Genomic DNA, 18,645 nt, shown 5'->3' with positions numbered 1-18,645 from the left:
TATTTACATGACTACAATTACGAAATATCTTTGCCTTTTCTTACTATTGAATTCCACCTGTTTCGCGCAGCATGCCGCACAGGCTGTTGCTGTTGAACCCGGTGTTTCTCTTGCCCTGGCAAACTCCAGAAGTGCCGCGATAAGTAACATTCAGTATCAGCTTCATTTTAGAATACCAGCAGCGCAATCAGAATCAATTAAATCGACTGAAAGCATTGATTTTAAAATAAATAAATTAATTTATCTGCAAGTTGACTTTAAACAAAATGCAGACCACATAAAACGAGTATCGGTGAATGGAAAAACCATACCTATCGATTTTAAAGCAGAACATATTTTAATTAAGCAAGCGTATTTAAAGGTTGGTAATAACCATATCGAAATCGAATTTATTGCCGGTAACGAATCGCTAAACAGAAATAAAGATTTTTTATATGCCCTTTTTGTTCCTGATCATGCGAGAACGGTATTTCCTTGCTTTGATCAGCCTGATTTAAAAGCTAACTTTTTACTTTCATTAACTGTTCCAACCGATTGGAAAGTAATGGCTAATGCCGTAAAAAGAGATTCGTTGGTACAAGATAATTTTACCACCTATCATTTTAATCATTCAGATAAATTGCCTACCTATTTATTCTCTTTTACTGCAGGGAAATACACGCTTGTTAATCAGAAAATGAAAACCCGAGAGATGGAATTTCTTCACCGAGAAACTGATTCAGCTAAAATTAAACTCAGTGTAGATTCTGTTTTTATAGCTCATCGCGACGCCATCGATTTTTTGGAAAACTGGACAGCGATAAAATACCCTTTTCAGAAAATAGGTTTTGTCAGCATTCCAGATTTTCAGTTTGGCGGTATGGAGCACCCTGGTGAGGTACAATATAAAGCATCTGCATTGTTTTTAGATCAGGGTGCAACCAAAGATCAATTCATTTCCCGTTCAAATCTGATTTCGCATGAAACGGCGCATATGTGGTTTGGCGATCTGGTAACCATGAAGTGGTTTAATGATGTTTGGATGAAAGAGGTTTTTGCCAATTTTATGGCCGATAAGGTAACTGAAAAGTTAATGGGCAAAAACACTTTTGATCTTAAGTTTTTACAAGACCATTATCCGGCAGCTTACGGCGTAGACAGGACATTGGGCGCTAATCCCATTCGCCAGCAATTGGATAACTTACAAGAAGCTGGATCAATGTATGGAAATATTATTTACCATAAAGCACCAATTATGATGCGTCAATTGGAGCTGTTAATGGGCAAAGAAAACTTTCAAAAAGGGATCAGGGAATACCTGAAAAAATACAGTTATGGCAACGCTACCTGGAACGATTTGATTGCCATTTTAAGTAAATACAGTAAAAGTGATCTACTGAGTTGGAATAAAGTTTGGGTAAATGAACCAGGCCGACCTGTTTTTAGTTATGATATTAAATACAGTGGAGACAAAATAAGTAACTTAAGCTTAAGTCAGAACAGTGAAATGGGGCAGGCCCGGGTGTGGCCACAATCTTTTACAATTAAGCTGGTTTATCCAACCTATAATAAGTTTTTGGTAGTAAACGCAGTGAATGCACAAACTGTTTTAAATGAAGCGAAAGGTCTTCCAAAACCGCTGTATATTTTGTTTAATGCAAATGGTGCGGGATATGGCCTTTTCCCGATTGAGAAAGAGATGATGGCAAATCTTTATAATATCACTGATCCTTTAGAACGTGCATCAGCTTATATTAATGCTTATGAAAATATGCTTTCGGATAAAAGTAATCAACCTGAGGCACTTTTAAATGTATTGCTTAAAGGTTTAGCAACGGAAAAGAATGAGATGAACCTTAGGTTGATCACAGGGTACATGACCAATATTTACTGGACATTTTTAACTGACGAAAAACGAAGGGATATCCATGCGTTGATGGAAAAAACAATTTGGGACGCAATGGAGCAACAGCAAATGCAAAACAACAGGAAAATTTTGTTCAATGCTTATCAAAATGTGTATCTGAGTGCCGAAGCTGGAAAAAGAATGTATGATATCTGGCTTAAGCAAACTGCGCCAACTGGAATTAAATTGTTAGAAGATGATTATAGTGCATTAGCCTTAACGTTGGCGCTTAAAACAGATACGGCTAATACGATCTTAAAAGATCAGCTGGAACGGACCAAAAATGAAGACCGTAAAAACCGGTTAATTTATTTAATGCCCGCATTATCTCTAAATGTTAAGGAAAGAGATCGTTTCTTTAATGGTTTAAAAAATCGGAAAAACCGACAGAAAGAAGCTTGGGTAACTACGGCTTTATCTTATTTGCATCACCCCATCAGGCAAAAAACATCTATTCATTATTTGAAAGAAAGCTTAGACTTATTAGCAGAAATACAGCAAACCGGAGATATATTCTTTCCGCAATCCTGGCTAGCTGCTACCTTCGCGGCTTACAATAAAAAAGAAGCAAATGCAATCTTGCAAGATTTCTTAAAATCACATCCTGATTACAATCCAAAACTAAAGGATAAAATTTTGCAGGCTACCGATAACCTTAGACGGGCGCAGATCATCATGCATTAACGTTTAATTAAATAAATTTGTTACAAACAGGTTTACGGAGAATTTATACTTTTCGTCGCGAGAGCGTTAATTTAGATTTGAAAAGGGTAAGCATTAATTTGTTTGCCCTTTTCTTTGAGTTGTACGTAATTAATTTCAGGTAATTCTCCACCATTAAGAGTTTAAGGGAATTAAGAAAATATCTTGATAAGGTTCAAATTTCACATCACCTTAACAAACCAAAATTTAAAATGACCTTAACTTCTTAATGGTCAGGTTTTTAATCTGAAAAGTAAGAAATAATGGTTATTAATTGAAAGATTCTGTTTGATTGTTCAGATCGTCTAACAAACTGTTTAATAAAATATCTCTTTTATCTTCAATAGAAGCATCATCCTGAATAAAAACAGTAAGGTTCGTATTTTCTGTTGTTTGAGTTTGCATGAATTAGGGATTTATGTTTGTCAATTTAATGTCTATGATTATTTAACGTAGATTTTTGAATATAGTTTGTAACTTTTTTATTTAAAATTTAATAATATTCCAGTTAAAGAATAAATTATTCCTGGTCAAACATTGATCTACTTATTCAGGTTATCATTACAACAAAACAAATCCTATCAATGAAACATTACGACGCGATAATTATCGGAGCGGGGCAGGCGGGCACACCATTGGCTAAAAAACTTGCTGAAGCAGGTAAAAAAACAGTCATAATTGAAAAAAGATTGGTTGGGGGTACCTGTATCAACGATGGTTGTACACCAACAAAAGCCATGATTGCTTCTGCAAGGGCAGTTTATCAAGCCAGAAAAGCAACTGAACTTGGCGTAGAAGTAGGAGACATTAAAATTGATTTCAAGAAGATAAAACAGCGCAAAGATGATATTGTAGAACAGTTTAGGACATCGTCAGAAAAGGGAATTAACAATACCAAAGGGCTCCGGCTCATTTTCGGAACAGCAAAATTCAGCGCTGAAAAAGAGTTAACCATTGCCCTTAACGATGGTGGTGAAGAAAAAGTAACTGCTGATTTGATTTTTATCAATACCGGAGCAAAAACTGCCATACCTGATATAGAAGGACTTGATGAAATTGATTATCTTACATCCACAACAATTTTAGATATAGAAACCGTTCCAGAGCATTTGGTGGTGATCGGCGGCAATTACATCGGGCTGGAGTTTGGACAAATGTTTAATCGATTTGGCAGTAAAGTAACCGTTTTGGAAAAATCATCAGGTATTTTAGCTAAAGAAGACCAGGATATTTCATCAGCCCTTACCGAAATCTTAACGGATGAAAAGATTGAAATCATTACGGATGTGAAGATTGATAAAATCAGTCAGGATAAAAAACAGCTTCATCTTTCAATCCAATCGGGTAAAACAAAAAAGAACATTACGGCAAGTCATGTATTAATCGCAGCCGGACGCACACCGCAAACCGCTGATTTAGGCCTCGAAAATTGTGGTGTTAAATTAGATGATAAAGGACATGTAATCGTGAACGAAAAGTTGGAAACCAATATTAAAGGAATTTATGCATTGGGTGATGTAAAAGGTGGGCCTGCCTTTACCCATATCGCCTATAATGACTATACCATTGTTTACCGTAACCTGATTGAAGGAACGAAATATTCTATTCACGATCGGCCGGTACCATACTGCATGTTTACCGACCCTCAGCTTGGGCGGATTGGCATTTCAGAAAAAGAAGCTAAAGAAAAGAAATTGAATTATAAAGTTGCCGTTCTGCCAATTTCGAATGTTGCGCGTGGTATCGAAACCAACGAAACTTTGGGGCTGATGAAAGCAGTTGTAGATGCTGACACTAAAGAGATTTTGGGTGCTGCTATCCTTGCCTCAGAAGGCGGAGAAATTATGTCTGTTCTGCAAATGGCAATGGAGGGCGGTATTACTTACGATAGGATCAGGTATTGCGTTTTTGCGCACCCTACCTATACCGAATCGCTGAATAACTTATTTATGAAACTCTATAAATAATATGATCGAATTAAAAGGGATAAGCAAGAAATTTGGAGATACCCAGGCGGTAAAGCAAGTCTCTTTTAAAGTTGCCGAAAAGGAAACATTGGTATTGTTAGGTACCAGTGGATGTGGTAAAACCACCACTTTAAAAATGATCAATCGTTTAATTGAGCCTGATGGAGGCCAGATTTTTATTAATAATGAAAACATCACCGACCAGGATCCTGATGTATTGCGCAAGGGGATAGGTTACGTGATGCAGAATATTGGTCTTTTTCCGCATTATACCATTGCGGAGAACATTGCACTTGTACCTAAACTTTTGAAATGGGATAAGGAAAAAATTAAAAGCCGTACGCAGGAATTGATCCAAAAACTTCATCTACCGGAAAGCACGTTGGCGATGTATCCGCATGAGTTAAGTGGCGGACAACAGCAGCGTGTAGGGCTAGCCCGTGCGTTGGTTATCGATCCATCGGTATTGTTAATGGATGAGCCCTTTGGAGCCTTAGATAACGTTACCCGTACCAGTATCCAAAAAGAATTTAAAGCACTCGAAGAGTTGAAAAGGAAAACCATTGTAATGGTTACACATGATGTTCAGGAAGCCTTTGAACTGGCAGACCGGATCTGTTTAATGGATAAAGGTGAGGTAGTTCAGATTGGAACACCCAAAGAATTATTATATCGGCCCATAAATGATTTTGCAAGGAATTTTCTCGCTGGACAAAGGCTGGCACTAGAGTTTAAAGTAATTAATATCCAGGATATTTGGACTTATTTACCTGAAGAAACCATTTATGAAGGAGAAAGTGAATCTGCTGATTTAAGTATATGGGAAGCCATGGAATTATTAAGGAATAATGACCGGTCTGAGCTTTTTGTTTCAGGCGCTGATCAGGCAATCAAATCGATCAATTTCGAGCAGTTAACCAAAGGATTTAACCAATACCAAAACGCACAGCTGCATGAATGAGCAACAGCAAACCTTATGGCAATTTATGTCAGGGCAGTCTGATAAACTGCTCAGTCAAACTTTACAGCATGTAGGTTTAACCTTTATTTCTTTAATCCTCGCTATTGCAATCGGTTTACCCCTAGGTATATTGATTGCGAGAAAGAGAAAACTTTCAGGAACAGTTTTGGGCATTGCAGGGGTGTTGCAAACCATACCAAGCATTGCCTTATTGGGATTTATGATCCCGGTTTTAGGGATTGGTGCCAAGCCGGCTATCGTTGCACTGCTCATTTATGCCTTGTTACCGATTATCCGCAATACCTATACCGGTATTATTGGTATTGATCAGCATGTTAAAGAAGCCGCCAGGGCAATGGGAATGAGCAAGAGCCAGATACTATTAAAAGTAGAATTACCTTTGGCTATGCCCGTTATTCTGGCAGGCATCCGTACTGCAACCGTAATAAATGTGGGCGTGGCCACTTTGGCCTCATTTATTGCCGCAGGAGGCTTGGGCGAGTTTATTTTTGGCGGTATTTCGCTCAACAATACCAATATGATTTTGGCTGGAGCCATTCCAGCCGCTTTGTTGGCAATTATACTCGATGCTTTACTTTCACTTGTCCAGAAAATGGATTTTAAGAAGTTGAGGAAAGGCTTGTACGTTTTTCCTATCGTGATTTTGATTTTGGGCGGTTTTTATGCTTTACCAACCGCTTACTGCTCTACTTTAACAGCGGGATTTACTCCCGAATTTATGGGCAGGCAGGATGGTGACCTCGGATTAAAATCAACTTATGGTTTAAAAATACATACCATAGTGATCAGCGATGCAGTGATGTACAAAGCTGCTTTTGCAAAAGAACTGGATGTAATCAGCGGTTATTCTACCGATGGCCGCTTAAAAGCTTTTGACCTGAAAATTTTAAAAGACGATAAGAATATTTTTCCGCCCTATTATGCTGCACCGATTGTTCGTGATGAAGCTTTAAAACAATTCCCCGAATTGGAAAAAGCCCTCAATCTACTCTCCGGGAAAATTACAGATTCGATCATGACTGATCTGAATTACAGAACAGATTACCTTCATCAACAGCCGGAGCGGGTAGCAAAGGATTTCCTGATTAGCAATGGCTTGTATAAAGCTCCTAAAAATGGACATAAAGGTACCGTGCGCATAGGATCAAAGATTTTTGGTGAACAATATATCCTGGCCGAAATGTACAGTATGTTGATTAAAGGTAATACAGATTACGATGTAGCTACTAAAACCGGATTGGGCGGAACAAAAATCTGTTTTGATGCGCTGATGAATGATCAGATTGACTTTTACCCTGAGTATACCGGAACAGGTTTACTGGTTTTATTACAGCCTGATCCAAAAATTGCAAAGGAAATGGCGCACGATAGAAACAAAACTTACGATTATGTCTCTACCGAATTTGAGAAAAAGTTTAAAATCAAATGGCTAAAACCAATCGGTTTTAATAATTCTTATGCTTTAATGATGCGGCAAAAACAATCAAAAGAACTGAATGTTAATAGCATCACAGACCTTAAAAATTATCTGGATAAAAATTAATGACATTGCTAGAAGAATACTTACAGATTCGGAAATATTCCGAGCAGATTTGTGAACCTTTACAAACTGAAGATTATGTGGTGCAGCCTGTTGTAGATGTAAGTCCACCTAAATGGCATTTGGGGCATACCACCTGGTTCTTCGAAACCTTTATATTGAAGCCGTTTTCGGCTAACTATCAGGTGTATAACGACGATTATAATTTTGTATTTAATAGTTATTACGAAACCGTTGGCAATCGGGTAATCCGTACCGACCGGGGTAATTTAAGTCGGCCAAGCGTGAATGAAATTTACCAATACCGGGCTTATGTAGATGAAGCCATGACAAATTTTTTAAAGACACCACTAAAGGATGAAGTTAAGGAATTATTGGTTTTAGGTTTTAACCACGAGCAGCAGCATCAGGAATTGTTACTTACTGATATTAAATTTATTTTGGGTAACAATCCGCTTTTTCCCGTCTATTCGAAAGACAGAAAAGAAGTTTTAGCAATGAACAACCCAGAACCCGGCTTTATCAATATTTCCGAAGGTGTTTATGAGATTGGTTATGAAGGAACGGGTTTTAGCTTTGACAATGAACTGAACAAACATAAAGTTTACCTGCACGATTTTGCCATCAGTAAAACATTAGTAAGCAATGCCGAATTTTTAGAATTTATCAAAGCAGGCGGATATGAAAATTTTAATTATTGGCACTCCGAAGGATGGGATTGGGTAAAAAGCAACTGCATCACATCACCCATGTATTGGCATTCGATTAATGGAGAATGGTTTAATTACACTTTGGGCGGACTTTTACCAATTGATCCGAATGCGCCGGTAAGTCATGTCAGTTATTACGAAGCTTATGCCTATGCCAGTTGGAGCGGCATGCGTTTGCCAACCGAATTTGAATGGGAAGTGGCCGCAAAAAGCTTTAATTGGGGCGAAAGGTGGGAGTGGACTGAAAGCGCATACCTCCCTTATCCTGGCTTTAGTAAAGCAGCCGGGGCCATTGGCGAATATAACGGCAAATTTATGGTCAATCAGAAAGTGCTTCGCGGAGCATCCATAGCTACTCCGCAAAATCATTCACGCATTACTTATCGAAATTTCTTTCATCCGCATTTAAGATGGCAATATACGGGCATACGCCTGGTAAAATAAAATAAACATGAGCACCACTACCATTGAAATAACAACCGACAACAAAACGCAATTTCTTCAGGAAACCTTAACAGGACTACGATCTGAGCCAAAATTTATGCTTTCCAAGTATTTTTATGATGCTACCGGAGACCGCATATTTCAGCAGATTATGGAAATGGAAGAATATTATCTAACCAATGCAGAAATGGAAATCCTCCAGTATCAGTCTGCGCAACTTTCGCAAGCCATATCTGCAGATGGTACTGCCTTCGACCTGATCGAGTTGGGTGCTGGTGATGCCACCAAGTCCATTCATCTGTTAAAATCACTGCTGGACGATCAGATGGAATTTAGTTATTTTCCGATTGATATTTCAGCGCATGTAATTTCTGATCTGGAAGAAAATCTGCCTAAAAAAATTCCTTCGTTGGATATTAAAGGGCTAAATGGCGATTATTTCGACATGCTGAAAAAAGCCACTGAACTGTCGGAACGTAGAAAAGTGGTGCTGTTTATGGGCGCAAATATTGGTAACATGACAATTGCCGATGCTGAAAGTTTCTGTTTGTCTTTAAAGCAATTACTTTCTCCAAACGACCTGCTCATTATCGGCTTCGACCTCAAAAAAAATCCGCAACAAATTTTAGCTGCCTATAACGATAAAGGCGGAATTACCAGATCTTTCAATCTCAATCTACTTCAACGCATCAATAAAGAACTCGATGGTGATTTTAATATTGATCAATTTGAACATTATGCCAGTTACGATCCGGCATCAGGTGCCTGTAAAAGTTACCTCATCAGTTTAAAAAACCAGATTGTAAATATTGGCCGCCATGCCATTCATTTTATCGAAAATGAATATATTTTTATGGAAATCTCACAAAAATATTCCTTAAGTGATATTGATCAATTGGCCGCGAAAACAGGCTTTAAACCTCTTCAACGTTTTTTTGATCACAACCAATATTTTGTAGATGCCATTTGGAAAGTAGATTAGCTCTTGCCATCTAAAACTTGTAACAACCGGTTTAAATCCTCTTCCTTATTATAAAAATGGAAGGAAATCCTTGTACCTGCCCCTCTTGGTGAGCAGAGTATTTTGGCGGCATCAAGTTTATCTACTGTTTTTTGATCCAGAGGCATACTCATAATTGTCGATTGATACTTTCTGTCGAGCATCCAGTCGGGAACTAATCCTCTTGAATTTAGCTCCAATCTTGCTTGATTACTGAGCGTTTGCGTGGTTTTTTCAATCCAATCGAAACCAAATGAACCAAGATAATTTAAACTTTCGTTTAACGTGCCGAAGTTTAAGGTATCCAGATGCCCGGGTTCGAAACACATAGATAAATGATCTTTGCCTTTTAAGAAAGGCGCTGTAGGTAATTCGGCCAGTTTGTTTTTATTATAAATGGCATTTTTCATCTGATCGGAAAGCAAGGCATAACCGTTTCCATATCCGGCTAAAAGCCACTTGTAACCACTACCAATCAATGCATCTAAGCCCGATTTTTCAAAATTAAAGGCAGTAGTACCCAAAAACTGGGTGCCATCTCCAACTAATAACAAGTCAGGGTAGCTTTTTTTTAGTTTCCGGATAAAATCCTCATCCATTCTAAAACCACTAATGTATTGTACCATACTAAAAGCCAGAATGGTAGGTTTAAATTTTTCGATGACATTAATGATATTTTCTTCTAGTTTTTCGTCGATTGGAATACTGTGATAATCAAAACCCATGCTGATTATAGGGTAGCTTACAGATGGATATTCTTCTTCCAGTAATAGAAAACGATGGTTTTTGTCCAATCCACTTAATAAAGTATTAAAACCGACTGAGAAATTCTGAACCAGATAGGTGTTCTCAGGTTTTGAACTGAAAAGTTTAGCAATGTTATTTCTGAGGTCAGTAATAATGGGTATATTTTCCATCTTGAAAATGCTCCCACCTGCTATAAATGCCTGGTCATGTTGGGTTCGCCATTCAGCCAAATTGGTCGATAAAATGCCTGAATTGGCAGTATTGAGGTACGTGTATTCTTTGAGAATCGGAAAAGATAGGTTCATGCCCAAAATTAAAAGAATTATGCATTAAAAAATAAATGCTGCCCCCAAAATTGATTTTTATACAAACCTATGAGAATCACGTTTGTTAGGTTAATACAATCTGCTAAAGTTATTATGGAAAATCAAACATCGATACTGGTTACGGAACTTAAAAAATTATTAAATGGGGGTGGAGCACATGTAGGCTTTAAAGATGCTGTTGCTAATCTACCTTTTAATCTTTTGGGCGAAAAGCCTAACAACTTGCCTTATAGTATTTGGCAATTGGCCGAACACATTAGAATCGCTCAGTGGGATATGCTCCAATTTAGTAAGGATGGATTGCATCAATCGCCTAAATGGCCAGACGAATATTGGCCTAAAGAACTGGCACCTGAAGATGAACAGGCCTGGAGCAACACCTTAAAGCAGATTGATACTGATTTGAAAGAATTTATTGCTTTGCTAGATTCTTCAGATTTATATGTGCCAATTCCGCATGGCGATGGACAAAGTGTATTACGCGAAGCCCTGCAAATTGCAGATCATAATGCCTACCATATTGCTGAAATCGTTGTGATCAGACGTTTATTGGGTGACTGGAAAAGCTAAAGGAAATTGTCTTGTTTGGACCTGTACTTTGCCGCTTATACAGCCCGTTATTATTGTTTTAATCTGCTGAATTTAACTGTCCGTTCTCATGAAAACTGATTTAAAAAAAGATTTATGTTACAAAACTCAAAGGCATTCAGCTCATTTTCTGTAGACGATGTACAGCAAGCGAAAGATTTTTATCAAGGAGTATTGGGTATCGAAGTTAAAGATAATCCAATGGGCCTAATTGAATTGGTTATTCCCGGATCAGCAAATGTTTTACTATATCCAAAGCCAAATCATGTACCTGCAACTTTTACAGTGCTTAACTTTCCTGTAGAAAATATAGATCAAGCAGCCGACGAATTGATTGCCAGAGGAGTAAAGTTTGAGATTTACAATGAAGAGTATTTAAAAACAGACAGTAAAGGCATCTCACGTGGAAACGGAGGACCAAATATTGCCTGGTTTAGAGATCCTGCTGGTAATATTTTGTCTATTTTGGAAACGTCCTAAACTTGGCTAGACTTCCGAAGTTGGCAAAGCGCAAAGGCCATAGCGCAAACTTCGGAAGTCTTTTCCATGCCAAAATTCAAAAGTTTTACAATTAGCCTATAAGCCCAAAACATTGATGTGCAATTTCGTATTCTTCATTAGTTGGAATAACCAATATCTTAACCTTTGAATCAGCTGTGTTAATCTCTTTTAGTTCGCCATTATAGCCTGTATTTTGAGCCGGATCCAATTCAATACCCAGATAATTCAGCTCTGAACATACAGCCTCGCGCATGTTGCAGTCATTTTCACCAACCCCTGCTGTAAATATAATAGAATCAATGCCGTTCATTATAGCTGCATAAGCCCCTATAAATTTCTTAATCCTGTAAGCATATAACTTAAGGGCTAAAACTGCTGCTGCATTTCCTTCATTTACCATTTTTCTGATGTCGCGCATATCGCTCGAGCCACCTACACCCAAAAGCCCGGATTGTTTATTAACCAGGCTGCTCAGCTGCTCTAAGGTATATCCGGAATGCTCCATCAGATGAAAAATAACCGATGGATCGATATCTCCCGAACGTGTGCCCATCATTAAGCCACTTAGTGGGCCAAAACCCATACTGGTATCTATTGATTTACCATTTTTAATGGCCGTTATACTGCAGCCATTTCCTAAGTGGATACTGATTATTTTACTGTCTTTTTTGTTTAACCAATTAATAGCCTGTTCGCTTACATATTTATGGCTGGTACCATGAAATCCATATACCCTGATGCCATGCTCTTTATAGTACGATTCTGGAATGGCGTAACGATAAGCCTGTTCTGGTATAGTTTGATGAAATGCCGTATCAAATACTGCAATTTGTTTCGCATTTACAAAAGTCTGTTCGGCTACTTCAATACATTTATAATTAACCGGATTATGGAGCGGAGCAAGGGAAAACAGTTTTTTGATCTGATGTTTTACATCATCAGTAATAATAGTCGGCCCAGAAAAATGTTCACCACCATGTACTACACGATGACCAACAGCTGCAATATCATCAGGACTTGTAATTACCGCGTATTCTCCCTGTGTTAATAATGCCAAAACCTGTTTTAAAGCTTCACCATGGTTGGATATTAAACCTGATTGTTCTATACTGTGTTTTTTGTTATTGGTATAAACCGTATGTTTTATAAACGAGCCCTCAATGCCAATCCTTTCTACCAACCCGCTGCAAACAGGCGCTTTTTCGGGCATTTTAAAAAGTTGGTACTTTAAGGAACTACTTCCCGAATTGATTACTAAAATGTTCATATTAAATATCCTGGCATTGAATCGCTGTAATTACAACGGTGTTAAAAATATCATCTACCGTGCAGCCACGGCTCAAATCGTTTATTGGTTTATTCAAACCTTGTAACATTGGGCCAATGGCCAATGCCCCGGTTTCGCGCTGTACCGCTTTATAGGTGTTGTTACCGGTGTTTAAATCGGGGAAGATGAGCACACTTGCTCTCCCAGCTACTTCAGATCCCGGTAGTTTTTGTTTACCCACAAGTGGATCTACAGCAGCATCGTATTGTATTGGTCCTTCAATTTTTAATTCCGGATGTTTTGCTTTCACTATTGCTGTCGCTTCTCTTACGCGTTCTACATCTTCACCTTCACCAGATGTTCCGGAAGAATAAGAAAGCATGGCAATACGGGGTTCAATGCCGAATTTGGCACTGCTCTCTGCCGACGAAATTGCGATTTCGGCTAATTGCTGGGCAGTAGGATTAGGGTTAACCGCACAATCGCCAAATATGGCCACACGCTCTGGCAGGCACATAAAGAAAATAGAGGAAACCACCGATACACCTGGCTTTGTTTTAACAAACTGTAAAGCCGGCCTGATGGTATGCTGTGTGGTATGAACGGCCCCCGAAACCATTCCATCAGCATCACCTTTGTAAACCATCATCGTACCGAAATAAGAAACATCAGTCATCATATCTCTGGCCATTTCCAGGTTTACATTTTTGGCTTTGCGCAATTCATGCAAGGTATTTACATAATCATTGTAATGTGCAGAATGTCCTGGGTTGTGGATTTTTAAAACATTGGTATCTAAATTTAATCCAAGTCTCTTAATACTATTGGTAATTTCAACAGGATCACCTAAGAGTGTAATGTCTACAATTTCTTGGGTGATGAGTTTTTCGACCGCTTTTAAAATGCGTTCATCGTTTCCTTCAGGTAAAACAATATGTTTTTTATCACGTTTGGCCCATTTAACCAATTGGTACTGGAACATGTGTGGGGTAATGCCCTGATAGCTAAAGGTGATAATTTTATCATCCAGTGCTTTTATATCCACATACTTTTCGAAAAGCTCTATTGCCAAAGCAATTTTTTTCTTATTCTCGATCGTAATTTTAGAATGAATGCCACCAATGGTTGTAGTGGTTTCAAAAGTTCCTTTTTGTACCGCTATAATTGGGATAATGGTTTGTAAACCTTCAATCAATTTAATAATCGGCTCATCAGGTAAGCTGCCAGCGGTTAAAACAATACCAGCAATTTTTGGATAATTGGCTGATAGGTTGGCCTGAAGCGCGCCAATAATAATATCGCCACGATCGCCTGGAGTAACAATAAGCAGGTTATCTTTAATGTGCCTTAAAAAATTGGGTAACATCATGGCTCCTGTTACAAAATTATCAACCTGATTACCCAATAATTCAGAGCCAAAAAGCACTTCGCCACCTAAGGCTAAAGTAATTTCGTTCATGGTTGGACTTTGCAGACCGTTTTCAGTTGGAATAACGGCGATAAGCAGTTCCGTCGGCAACTGATTGATTAAAGCTTGTTTAATACGCTCCGCTTCCTCCGGATTCACCATATTGGCCACTACACCTAATACCTGTACATCACGCAACAGGAAGTTCCGATAGATATTGATGGCTGATTTAAAAAGCTGACTTGCCGTTTTGTTTTTACCTGATACCACTATTAAAACAGGTGCACCTAAGTTTTTGGCCATTAAGGCGTTTGATTCGAATTCAAAGGCCATGCCTTCGCCTAAAAAATCGCTGCCCTCAATTACGGTGAAATCGTAGTTATCTTCTAGTTTTTTATATTTACTGATGATGGTATTGATAATCGCTCCGCTATCTTCTGATTGATGGAGCATTTCTTGCCGGGTAAAGGCAAAAGCATCTTCATATTTAACAGGAAGCGAAAAGTAATCTAACATGGCTTCTACATGTTCATCTTTTTTATTCGGATCGTCTTGTGCAATAATCGGTTTAAAATAACCTACCTTTTGGGTTTTTGCCAGTAACATATTGATCATCCCGAAAGCAATTACTGATTTTCCGGTATAGGGTTCGGCTGAAGCAATGAATATATTTTTAGTCATAAATAAGGAGCAATGTATAGGAATAACCAATTACGCCCAATATAGTTGGAAATATTTATTTTAAAAACTAAAGTAGGTTAAGTTTTAAAAGGTTACACAAACCCGTTATTAAATGGGGCTCAAAATAAGGTTTAACGGCCAGAAAAAACTGGATCAATATGGTTTTTAACGTTGGATTAAGCCATTTTTAAACCGTTTTTTACGCATTTGATTCAATTAATAACTTTAACATTTTTAGCCTGTGTAGAATTGGCACATTTACTTTAGCATCAGGATTGAGTTTTAGCGGCGTAAAATGGCTCTCCAGAAAATGGGCATAATCGGTGATTACGGTAGCCTGATTCAGATAAATTGGAACCTGTTGCTTGCCGGCTTGGGTAAAAAAATCTTCTAGCTGCTGTATTTCTTGGATGGTCATCCTACAAAGTTATCATTCTATTTTGAGCAGATCGAATTAAATTTATTTGATAGTTGGTATCTGCCTAGTGCTCAATCATAATGATTTAAATATTATTCTGATTAGCGCTGTAGTTTATTTTTGTACTAAAAATTTTAGTTTAAATTTGTGCTTCCCTAAAATAATTGTTTTTCTAATCGTGCGGCCAGAGAATGGATAATAGTGAAATGAGAAAAGATCTACATCATGTTGAAATCGTTCCGGATTTTTCTTCATTTAGAAAGGAACATTACCGAAAAGAAACCGTATGGCACCGGGATTGGAAGTTGGCTTTTCCACCTTCATTTAGAGAGGTTGCCTTTTATGATGCTGCAAATTCCGATACTCACCGGGCAGATATTTTTACACCGTCGGGTTATACCATTGAGTTCCAAAACTCTCCCATAACACCTGCCGAGCTCCATAGTAGGGAAGCCTTTTATCCAAACTTGATATGGGTACTGAATGGTAAAAAATTTAAAGGTTTTAAAATATTGAAACATCTGCCAGATGTGGATGATGCGAAACTAAAGGATTATGAGTTTTGTCATTCCGATCACCTTTCAATGGTTAGAAAAGCTGAGGTGATGCAGGGAATACCCAATCCAAAAATACTTAATTTTTACCATCCGGAATTACAAGGGGTTAAATTCACCTCAAACCTATATTCTTTTTGCTGGAAACAACCGCATAGTGTATGGTATTTAGCTACCGCTAAAATTATTGTTGACTTAGGCGGGCATTTTTTATATGAACTAAAACAGCGTAAACAATTAAACGGAAATTACCCGTACCTGGAAATGTTAAAGAGAAAAACCTTTATCGATTGGCATACCCCGCCAGAAGTTTAAGATAATATAAGTAAAAACGCATTTGAGATTGCGATATAGATAGATGGAAAGGAAATCTCACTAAAAAAACGTATTAAACGCCATACATGGCAGGCGTTTTTAATACGTTCAGCAGTCTTATTTCATACTGTCGTTTATTTTATTAATCATGACTAAATGGCTTTGAACAATTGGTGCAGTTTTAGTTGCAAAAGATTTAAGATCTGCGTCTTTTCCATCTCTTGATTCATCTTCCATTAATTTTAAGGTAGATTTATGTCCGTCAACCATGGCACTTACATAAGCTTTATCAAAATCTGCACCTGTTTTTTTGCTTAGGTCGTCCATTTTTTTCTTGTGCTCATCATCTACTGTACTCGGAAGCGTAATGTTTTTTTGTTTTGCTATGGCCATTAATTCGGTATTTGCCATACCATGGTCTTTAACCATCATGGTTGCAAATTCTTTAACCTGGGGATTACTGCTTTTTTCGAGGGCCAGTTTTCCCAATTCTACTTCTGCCATACCGCCAACAGCTGCCTGAGTAGTGAATTTGGCATCGGCTTCTTCAACGGCAATTCCTCCTGTAGCTGTAGTATTCGTGGTGGTATCTTTTGCCATGTTTAAACTGTCGGCACTTTCTTTTGCATCTTTATTTCCACCATTACAGGCCTGAAAGGCCAGGGCCGAAATAGCCATTACATACATTAACTTTTTCATATTCATTGTTTTTGTTGTATATGGATAACATGTTGTAATGCAAAAGGGTTTTAAGCTTTTGAATATTCATGGATTCATACAACAGCCAGTTGCTCTGAAAACTAAATGAGTTAATAGTGAAATTAACATTATGCCAAAAGTTCCTGAACTGAACTGTCTTCGTTAGGCTCTTTTACATTGTAGCACGCTGCGAGGGATCGTCATTACTGTTAGACTAGCTATTTCTTCAACAGCGTATCAATCTCCACATTAAATTCTTTCACAAATTCATCATAAAATTTACCGGTTGCCGGGCCATTAAAACCTGTATGGATCTGGGCTACATTTCCCTGTTTATCGATGATAATGGTAGTTGGGAAAGATAAAAATGAATCAAGCGCGGGCAACGATTCAGATACCACCTGTTTGTCTGCTGTACCTGCCAATACCTGATCATATTCGATTCCAAAACGTTCTCTGAAACGGGTCATCACTTTCTTTGCATATTCAGGTTCGGTTGAACGTTCGTAATGCAAAGCAATAATTTCTACACCGCGATTTTTGTTCTTTTTGTACCATGGCGCCATAAAAGTAGCTTCGTCAACACAATTAGGGCACCAGCTTCCAGTTATGGTTAAAATCACCACTTTGTTTTTATACTTTTCATCTTTTAGCGAAATCTTTTTTTCATTTAGATCAGGAAAGCTAAAATCAAGTGTTTTGTATCCTGATTTAAGATAAGTAAGCTTGTAAGGATCGGGGAGGGCTGCATCTTTATTTTTGGTTCCGGTAAAAGGCTGACTACCCCTTGCTCCTAAAATTTCACCCTTAACAACTCCATCTGCCTGGAAAGTTCCTTTGTAATAAGCAGGAGAGGAGCCAATAAAACTAGAAAGTTGAAATTCATTTCCTTCTACAACACCTTCCAGATAACGAGAATCGCCGGTTACGCGGAGAAAAGTACCCGTAAGTTTGTTTCCTGTTTGTTTAAATAAACCTACTGTTTTTTCTTCTTTACCATTTGGCGATGTAAAAACCACATCGTAACTACCAGAATAGTCTGCTGTAGCAGGTTTATCAGTTTTAAAACGGTAATTTTTGTGCTCGGCAATAATGACTAAAGGTTTACCAGCTTTATCCTGTTTTCTTAACGCACCAGTTAACTGATCACCAACTATCGCAAACGCAAGTTCGTTATCAAACTGATCCAGTTTGACAAAAAGCGAGTCGGCAGTTTGTTTTACAGGACCACCTTCGAAACGCTCTTCAGCATTGCGGAAAGATAATTTTTGGTGGCCGTTTTTTTCGCTGATCTCGAAGTTAAAGGGGATTTCTAATCCTTCCTTTACTTTAGCTATTCCGCGCCAGTTACCGAGGGCAACAAATGTTTTTTGGTTTTTCTTCTGAAGTTTTGCTGCCTGTTTTTTTACCAGGGCCGTTTGTTCCTGAGCGTAAGTGAAGGTTATTGATATGGCCAGTACGGCTGTTAAAAGGGATTTAAGTTTCATTGGGACGGTGTTTGTCGACTAAATTACTAGACAAAGATATGGATGTAATTGTCAAATAAAAAATATTTCGATAAAAAAACTATAAAAACTATAGGATAAATGGAATTAATTATACCTTTGCCCAAGTTATTTTAAAATACTTATCAAGAAAGGCGGAGGGAATGGCCCTGTGAAACCTTAGCAACCATCTAATTTTTAGAAATGGTGCTAATTCCATCCCAGATGAATCTGGGGTAGTTAAGTCAGTTGTTTGCGCTATCCTAATATAAAATATATGGAGCACTTCTGATTTAAGAGGTGCTTTTTTTTTAGCCCTGAATGCCTTCTTGAAATTAAATTATGCATTAAATAAAATCATTCAAATGAGAAAAACAGACAAGCTAAAATCGCCTTATGTAAATCCTTGTGTAGACTCCCGAATGCG

General features: G+C 38.0%; 16 protein-coding genes and 1 riboswitch. Of the genes, 9 read left to right on the top strand and 7 right to left on the bottom strand.

Annotation, left to right across the window (positions count from 1 at the left end; translation table 11 throughout):
- Positions 1-7 precede the first annotated feature (7 nt).
- On the top strand, positions 8-2,569 hold the full coding sequence (locus tag KYH19_RS10200) for a M1 family aminopeptidase (RefSeq protein ID WP_255562612.1): 2,562 nt from the start codon (positions 8-10) through the stop codon (positions 2,567-2,569).
- A gap of 288 nt (positions 2,570-2,857) precedes the next feature.
- Here KYH19_RS10200 and KYH19_RS24205 read toward each other — a convergent pair whose 3' ends face one another.
- Positions 2,858-2,992, bottom strand: a complete 135-nt coding sequence (locus KYH19_RS24205; protein WP_255562611.1) for a hypothetical protein — start codon at positions 2,990-2,992, stop codon at positions 2,858-2,860.
- 179 nt (positions 2,993-3,171) lie between these two features.
- Between KYH19_RS24205 and KYH19_RS10195 the strand changes: the two genes are divergently transcribed.
- From KYH19_RS10195 to KYH19_RS10175, 5 genes are read left to right on the top strand one after another with little or no spacing between them, the layout of a single operon-like run.
- On the top strand, positions 3,172-4,554 hold the full coding sequence (locus KYH19_RS10195; RefSeq protein WP_219078617.1) for a mercuric reductase: 1,383 nt from the start codon (positions 3,172-3,174) through the stop codon (positions 4,552-4,554).
- Between the two features lies 1 nt (position 4,555).
- Positions 4,556-5,515 (top strand): ABC transporter ATP-binding protein, encoded by a 960-nt coding sequence (locus tag KYH19_RS10190; RefSeq protein WP_219078616.1) that lies wholly within the window; start codon positions 4,556-4,558, stop codon positions 5,513-5,515.
- The gene (locus KYH19_RS10185; RefSeq protein ID WP_219078615.1) at positions 5,508-7,079 is read left to right on the top strand and encodes an ABC transporter permease/substrate-binding protein; all 1,572 of its coding nucleotides are present in this window, start codon (positions 5,508-5,510) and stop codon (positions 7,077-7,079) included. Before KYH19_RS10190 ends, KYH19_RS10185 begins: the two co-directional genes overlap by 8 nt.
- Positions 7,079-8,230: an ergothioneine biosynthesis protein EgtB gene (gene egtB / locus KYH19_RS10180; RefSeq protein WP_219078614.1), complete on the top strand. Its 1,152-nt coding sequence runs from the start codon at positions 7,079-7,081 to the stop codon at positions 8,228-8,230. Before KYH19_RS10185 ends, egtB begins: the two co-directional genes overlap by 1 nt.
- A 7-nt stretch (positions 8,231-8,237) precedes the next feature.
- The gene (locus KYH19_RS10175; RefSeq protein ID WP_219078613.1) at positions 8,238-9,212 is read left to right on the top strand and encodes an L-histidine N(alpha)-methyltransferase; all 975 of its coding nucleotides are present in this window, start codon (positions 8,238-8,240) and stop codon (positions 9,210-9,212) included.
- Here the strand turns inward: KYH19_RS10175 and KYH19_RS10170 are convergent.
- Complete coding sequence (locus KYH19_RS10170) at positions 9,209-10,282, bottom strand: aminotransferase class V-fold PLP-dependent enzyme (protein ID WP_219078612.1); 1,074 nt, start codon at positions 10,280-10,282, stop codon at positions 9,209-9,211. The genes KYH19_RS10175 and KYH19_RS10170 overlap by 4 nt on opposite strands.
- A gap of 114 nt (positions 10,283-10,396) precedes the next feature.
- Between KYH19_RS10170 and KYH19_RS10165 the strand changes: the two genes are divergently transcribed.
- Both KYH19_RS10165 and KYH19_RS10160 read left to right on the top strand, forming a co-directional pair.
- On the top strand, positions 10,397-10,873 hold the full coding sequence (locus KYH19_RS10165; RefSeq protein ID WP_219078611.1) for a DinB family protein: 477 nt from the start codon (positions 10,397-10,399) through the stop codon (positions 10,871-10,873).
- 114 nt (positions 10,874-10,987) lie between these two features.
- Positions 10,988-11,371, top strand: a complete 384-nt coding sequence (locus KYH19_RS10160; RefSeq protein ID WP_219078610.1) for a VOC family protein — start codon at positions 10,988-10,990, stop codon at positions 11,369-11,371.
- A gap of 91 nt (positions 11,372-11,462) precedes the next feature.
- Here the strand turns inward: KYH19_RS10160 and KYH19_RS10155 are convergent, their stop codons facing one another.
- From KYH19_RS10155 to KYH19_RS10145, 3 genes are all read right to left on the bottom strand, one after another.
- Positions 11,463-12,659: an acetate/propionate family kinase gene (locus KYH19_RS10155; protein WP_219078609.1), complete on the bottom strand. Its 1,197-nt coding sequence runs from the start codon at positions 12,657-12,659 to the stop codon at positions 11,463-11,465.
- Position 12,660: 1 nt separating this feature from the next.
- Entirely contained in the window at positions 12,661-14,748 is a 2,088-nt protein-coding gene (gene pta / locus KYH19_RS10150; protein ID WP_219078608.1) for a phosphate acetyltransferase, read from the bottom strand.
- Between the two features lie 199 nt (positions 14,749-14,947).
- Positions 14,948-15,166 (bottom strand): hypothetical protein, encoded by a 219-nt coding sequence (locus KYH19_RS10145; protein WP_193420868.1) that lies wholly within the window; start codon positions 15,164-15,166, stop codon positions 14,948-14,950.
- Positions 15,167-15,372: 206 nt separating this feature from the next.
- On the opposite strand from KYH19_RS10145, the gene KYH19_RS10140 reads away from it, so the two are divergent.
- Positions 15,373-16,035, top strand: coding sequence for a competence protein (locus KYH19_RS10140; RefSeq protein ID WP_255562610.1), 663 nt, complete (start codon positions 15,373-15,375; stop codon positions 16,033-16,035).
- Between the two features lie 117 nt (positions 16,036-16,152).
- Here the strand turns inward: KYH19_RS10140 and KYH19_RS10135 are convergent, their stop codons facing one another.
- Positions 16,153-16,734, bottom strand: a complete 582-nt coding sequence (locus KYH19_RS10135) for a DUF4142 domain-containing protein (protein WP_219078607.1) — start codon at positions 16,732-16,734, stop codon at positions 16,153-16,155.
- 218 nt (positions 16,735-16,952) lie between these two features.
- Positions 16,953-18,221, bottom strand: a complete 1,269-nt coding sequence (locus tag KYH19_RS10130) for a TlpA disulfide reductase family protein (protein WP_219078606.1) — start codon at positions 18,219-18,221, stop codon at positions 16,953-16,955.
- Between the two features lie 137 nt (positions 18,222-18,358).
- Positions 18,359-18,465, top strand: a riboswitch (SAM riboswitch).
- Positions 18,466-18,645 lie beyond the last annotated feature (180 nt).

The organism is Pedobacter sp. D749, from assembly GCF_019317285.1.
Lineage (GTDB): Bacteria > Bacteroidota > Bacteroidia > Sphingobacteriales > Sphingobacteriaceae > Pedobacter.
This window is presented reverse-complemented; position numbering and strand designations above follow the sequence as displayed.

Bases quoted from the DNA above. Each gene is read 5' to 3' on its own strand.
- KYH19_RS10165 (WP_219078611.1), top strand. From the start codon at position 10,397: ATGGAAAATCAAACATCGATACTGGTTACGGAACTTAAAAAATTATTA.
- KYH19_RS24205 (WP_255562611.1), bottom strand. From the start codon at position 2,992: ATGCAAACTCAAACAACAGAAAATACGAACCTTACTGTTTTTATTCAG.
- egtB (WP_219078614.1), top strand. From the start codon at position 7,079: ATGACATTGCTAGAAGAATACTTACAGATTCGGAAATATTCCGAGCAG.
- KYH19_RS10185 (WP_219078615.1), top strand. From the start codon at position 5,508: ATGAATGAGCAACAGCAAACCTTATGGCAATTTATGTCAGGGCAGTCT.
- KYH19_RS10145 (WP_193420868.1), bottom strand. From the start codon at position 15,166: ATGACCATCCAAGAAATACAGCAGCTAGAAGATTTTTTTACCCAAGCC.
- KYH19_RS10170 (WP_219078612.1), bottom strand. From the start codon at position 10,282: ATGAACCTATCTTTTCCGATTCTCAAAGAATACACGTACCTCAATACT.
- KYH19_RS10175 (WP_219078613.1), top strand. From the start codon at position 8,238: ATGAGCACCACTACCATTGAAATAACAACCGACAACAAAACGCAATTT.
- KYH19_RS10200 (WP_255562612.1), top strand. From the start codon at position 8: ATGACTACAATTACGAAATATCTTTGCCTTTTCTTACTATTGAATTCC.
- KYH19_RS10130 (WP_219078606.1), bottom strand. From the start codon at position 18,221: ATGAAACTTAAATCCCTTTTAACAGCCGTACTGGCCATATCAATAACC.
- KYH19_RS10160 (WP_219078610.1), top strand. From the start codon at position 10,988: ATGTTACAAAACTCAAAGGCATTCAGCTCATTTTCTGTAGACGATGTA.
- KYH19_RS10135 (WP_219078607.1), bottom strand. From the start codon at position 16,734: ATGAAAAAGTTAATGTATGTAATGGCTATTTCGGCCCTGGCCTTTCAG.
- KYH19_RS10195 (WP_219078617.1), top strand. From the start codon at position 3,172: ATGAAACATTACGACGCGATAATTATCGGAGCGGGGCAGGCGGGCACA.
- KYH19_RS10190 (WP_219078616.1), top strand. From the start codon at position 4,556: ATGATCGAATTAAAAGGGATAAGCAAGAAATTTGGAGATACCCAGGCG.
- pta (WP_219078608.1), bottom strand. From the start codon at position 14,748: ATGACTAAAAATATATTCATTGCTTCAGCCGAACCCTATACCGGAAAA.
- KYH19_RS10140 (WP_255562610.1), top strand. From the start codon at position 15,373: ATGAGAAAAGATCTACATCATGTTGAAATCGTTCCGGATTTTTCTTCA.
- KYH19_RS10155 (WP_219078609.1), bottom strand. From the start codon at position 12,659: ATGAACATTTTAGTAATCAATTCGGGAAGTAGTTCCTTAAAGTACCAA.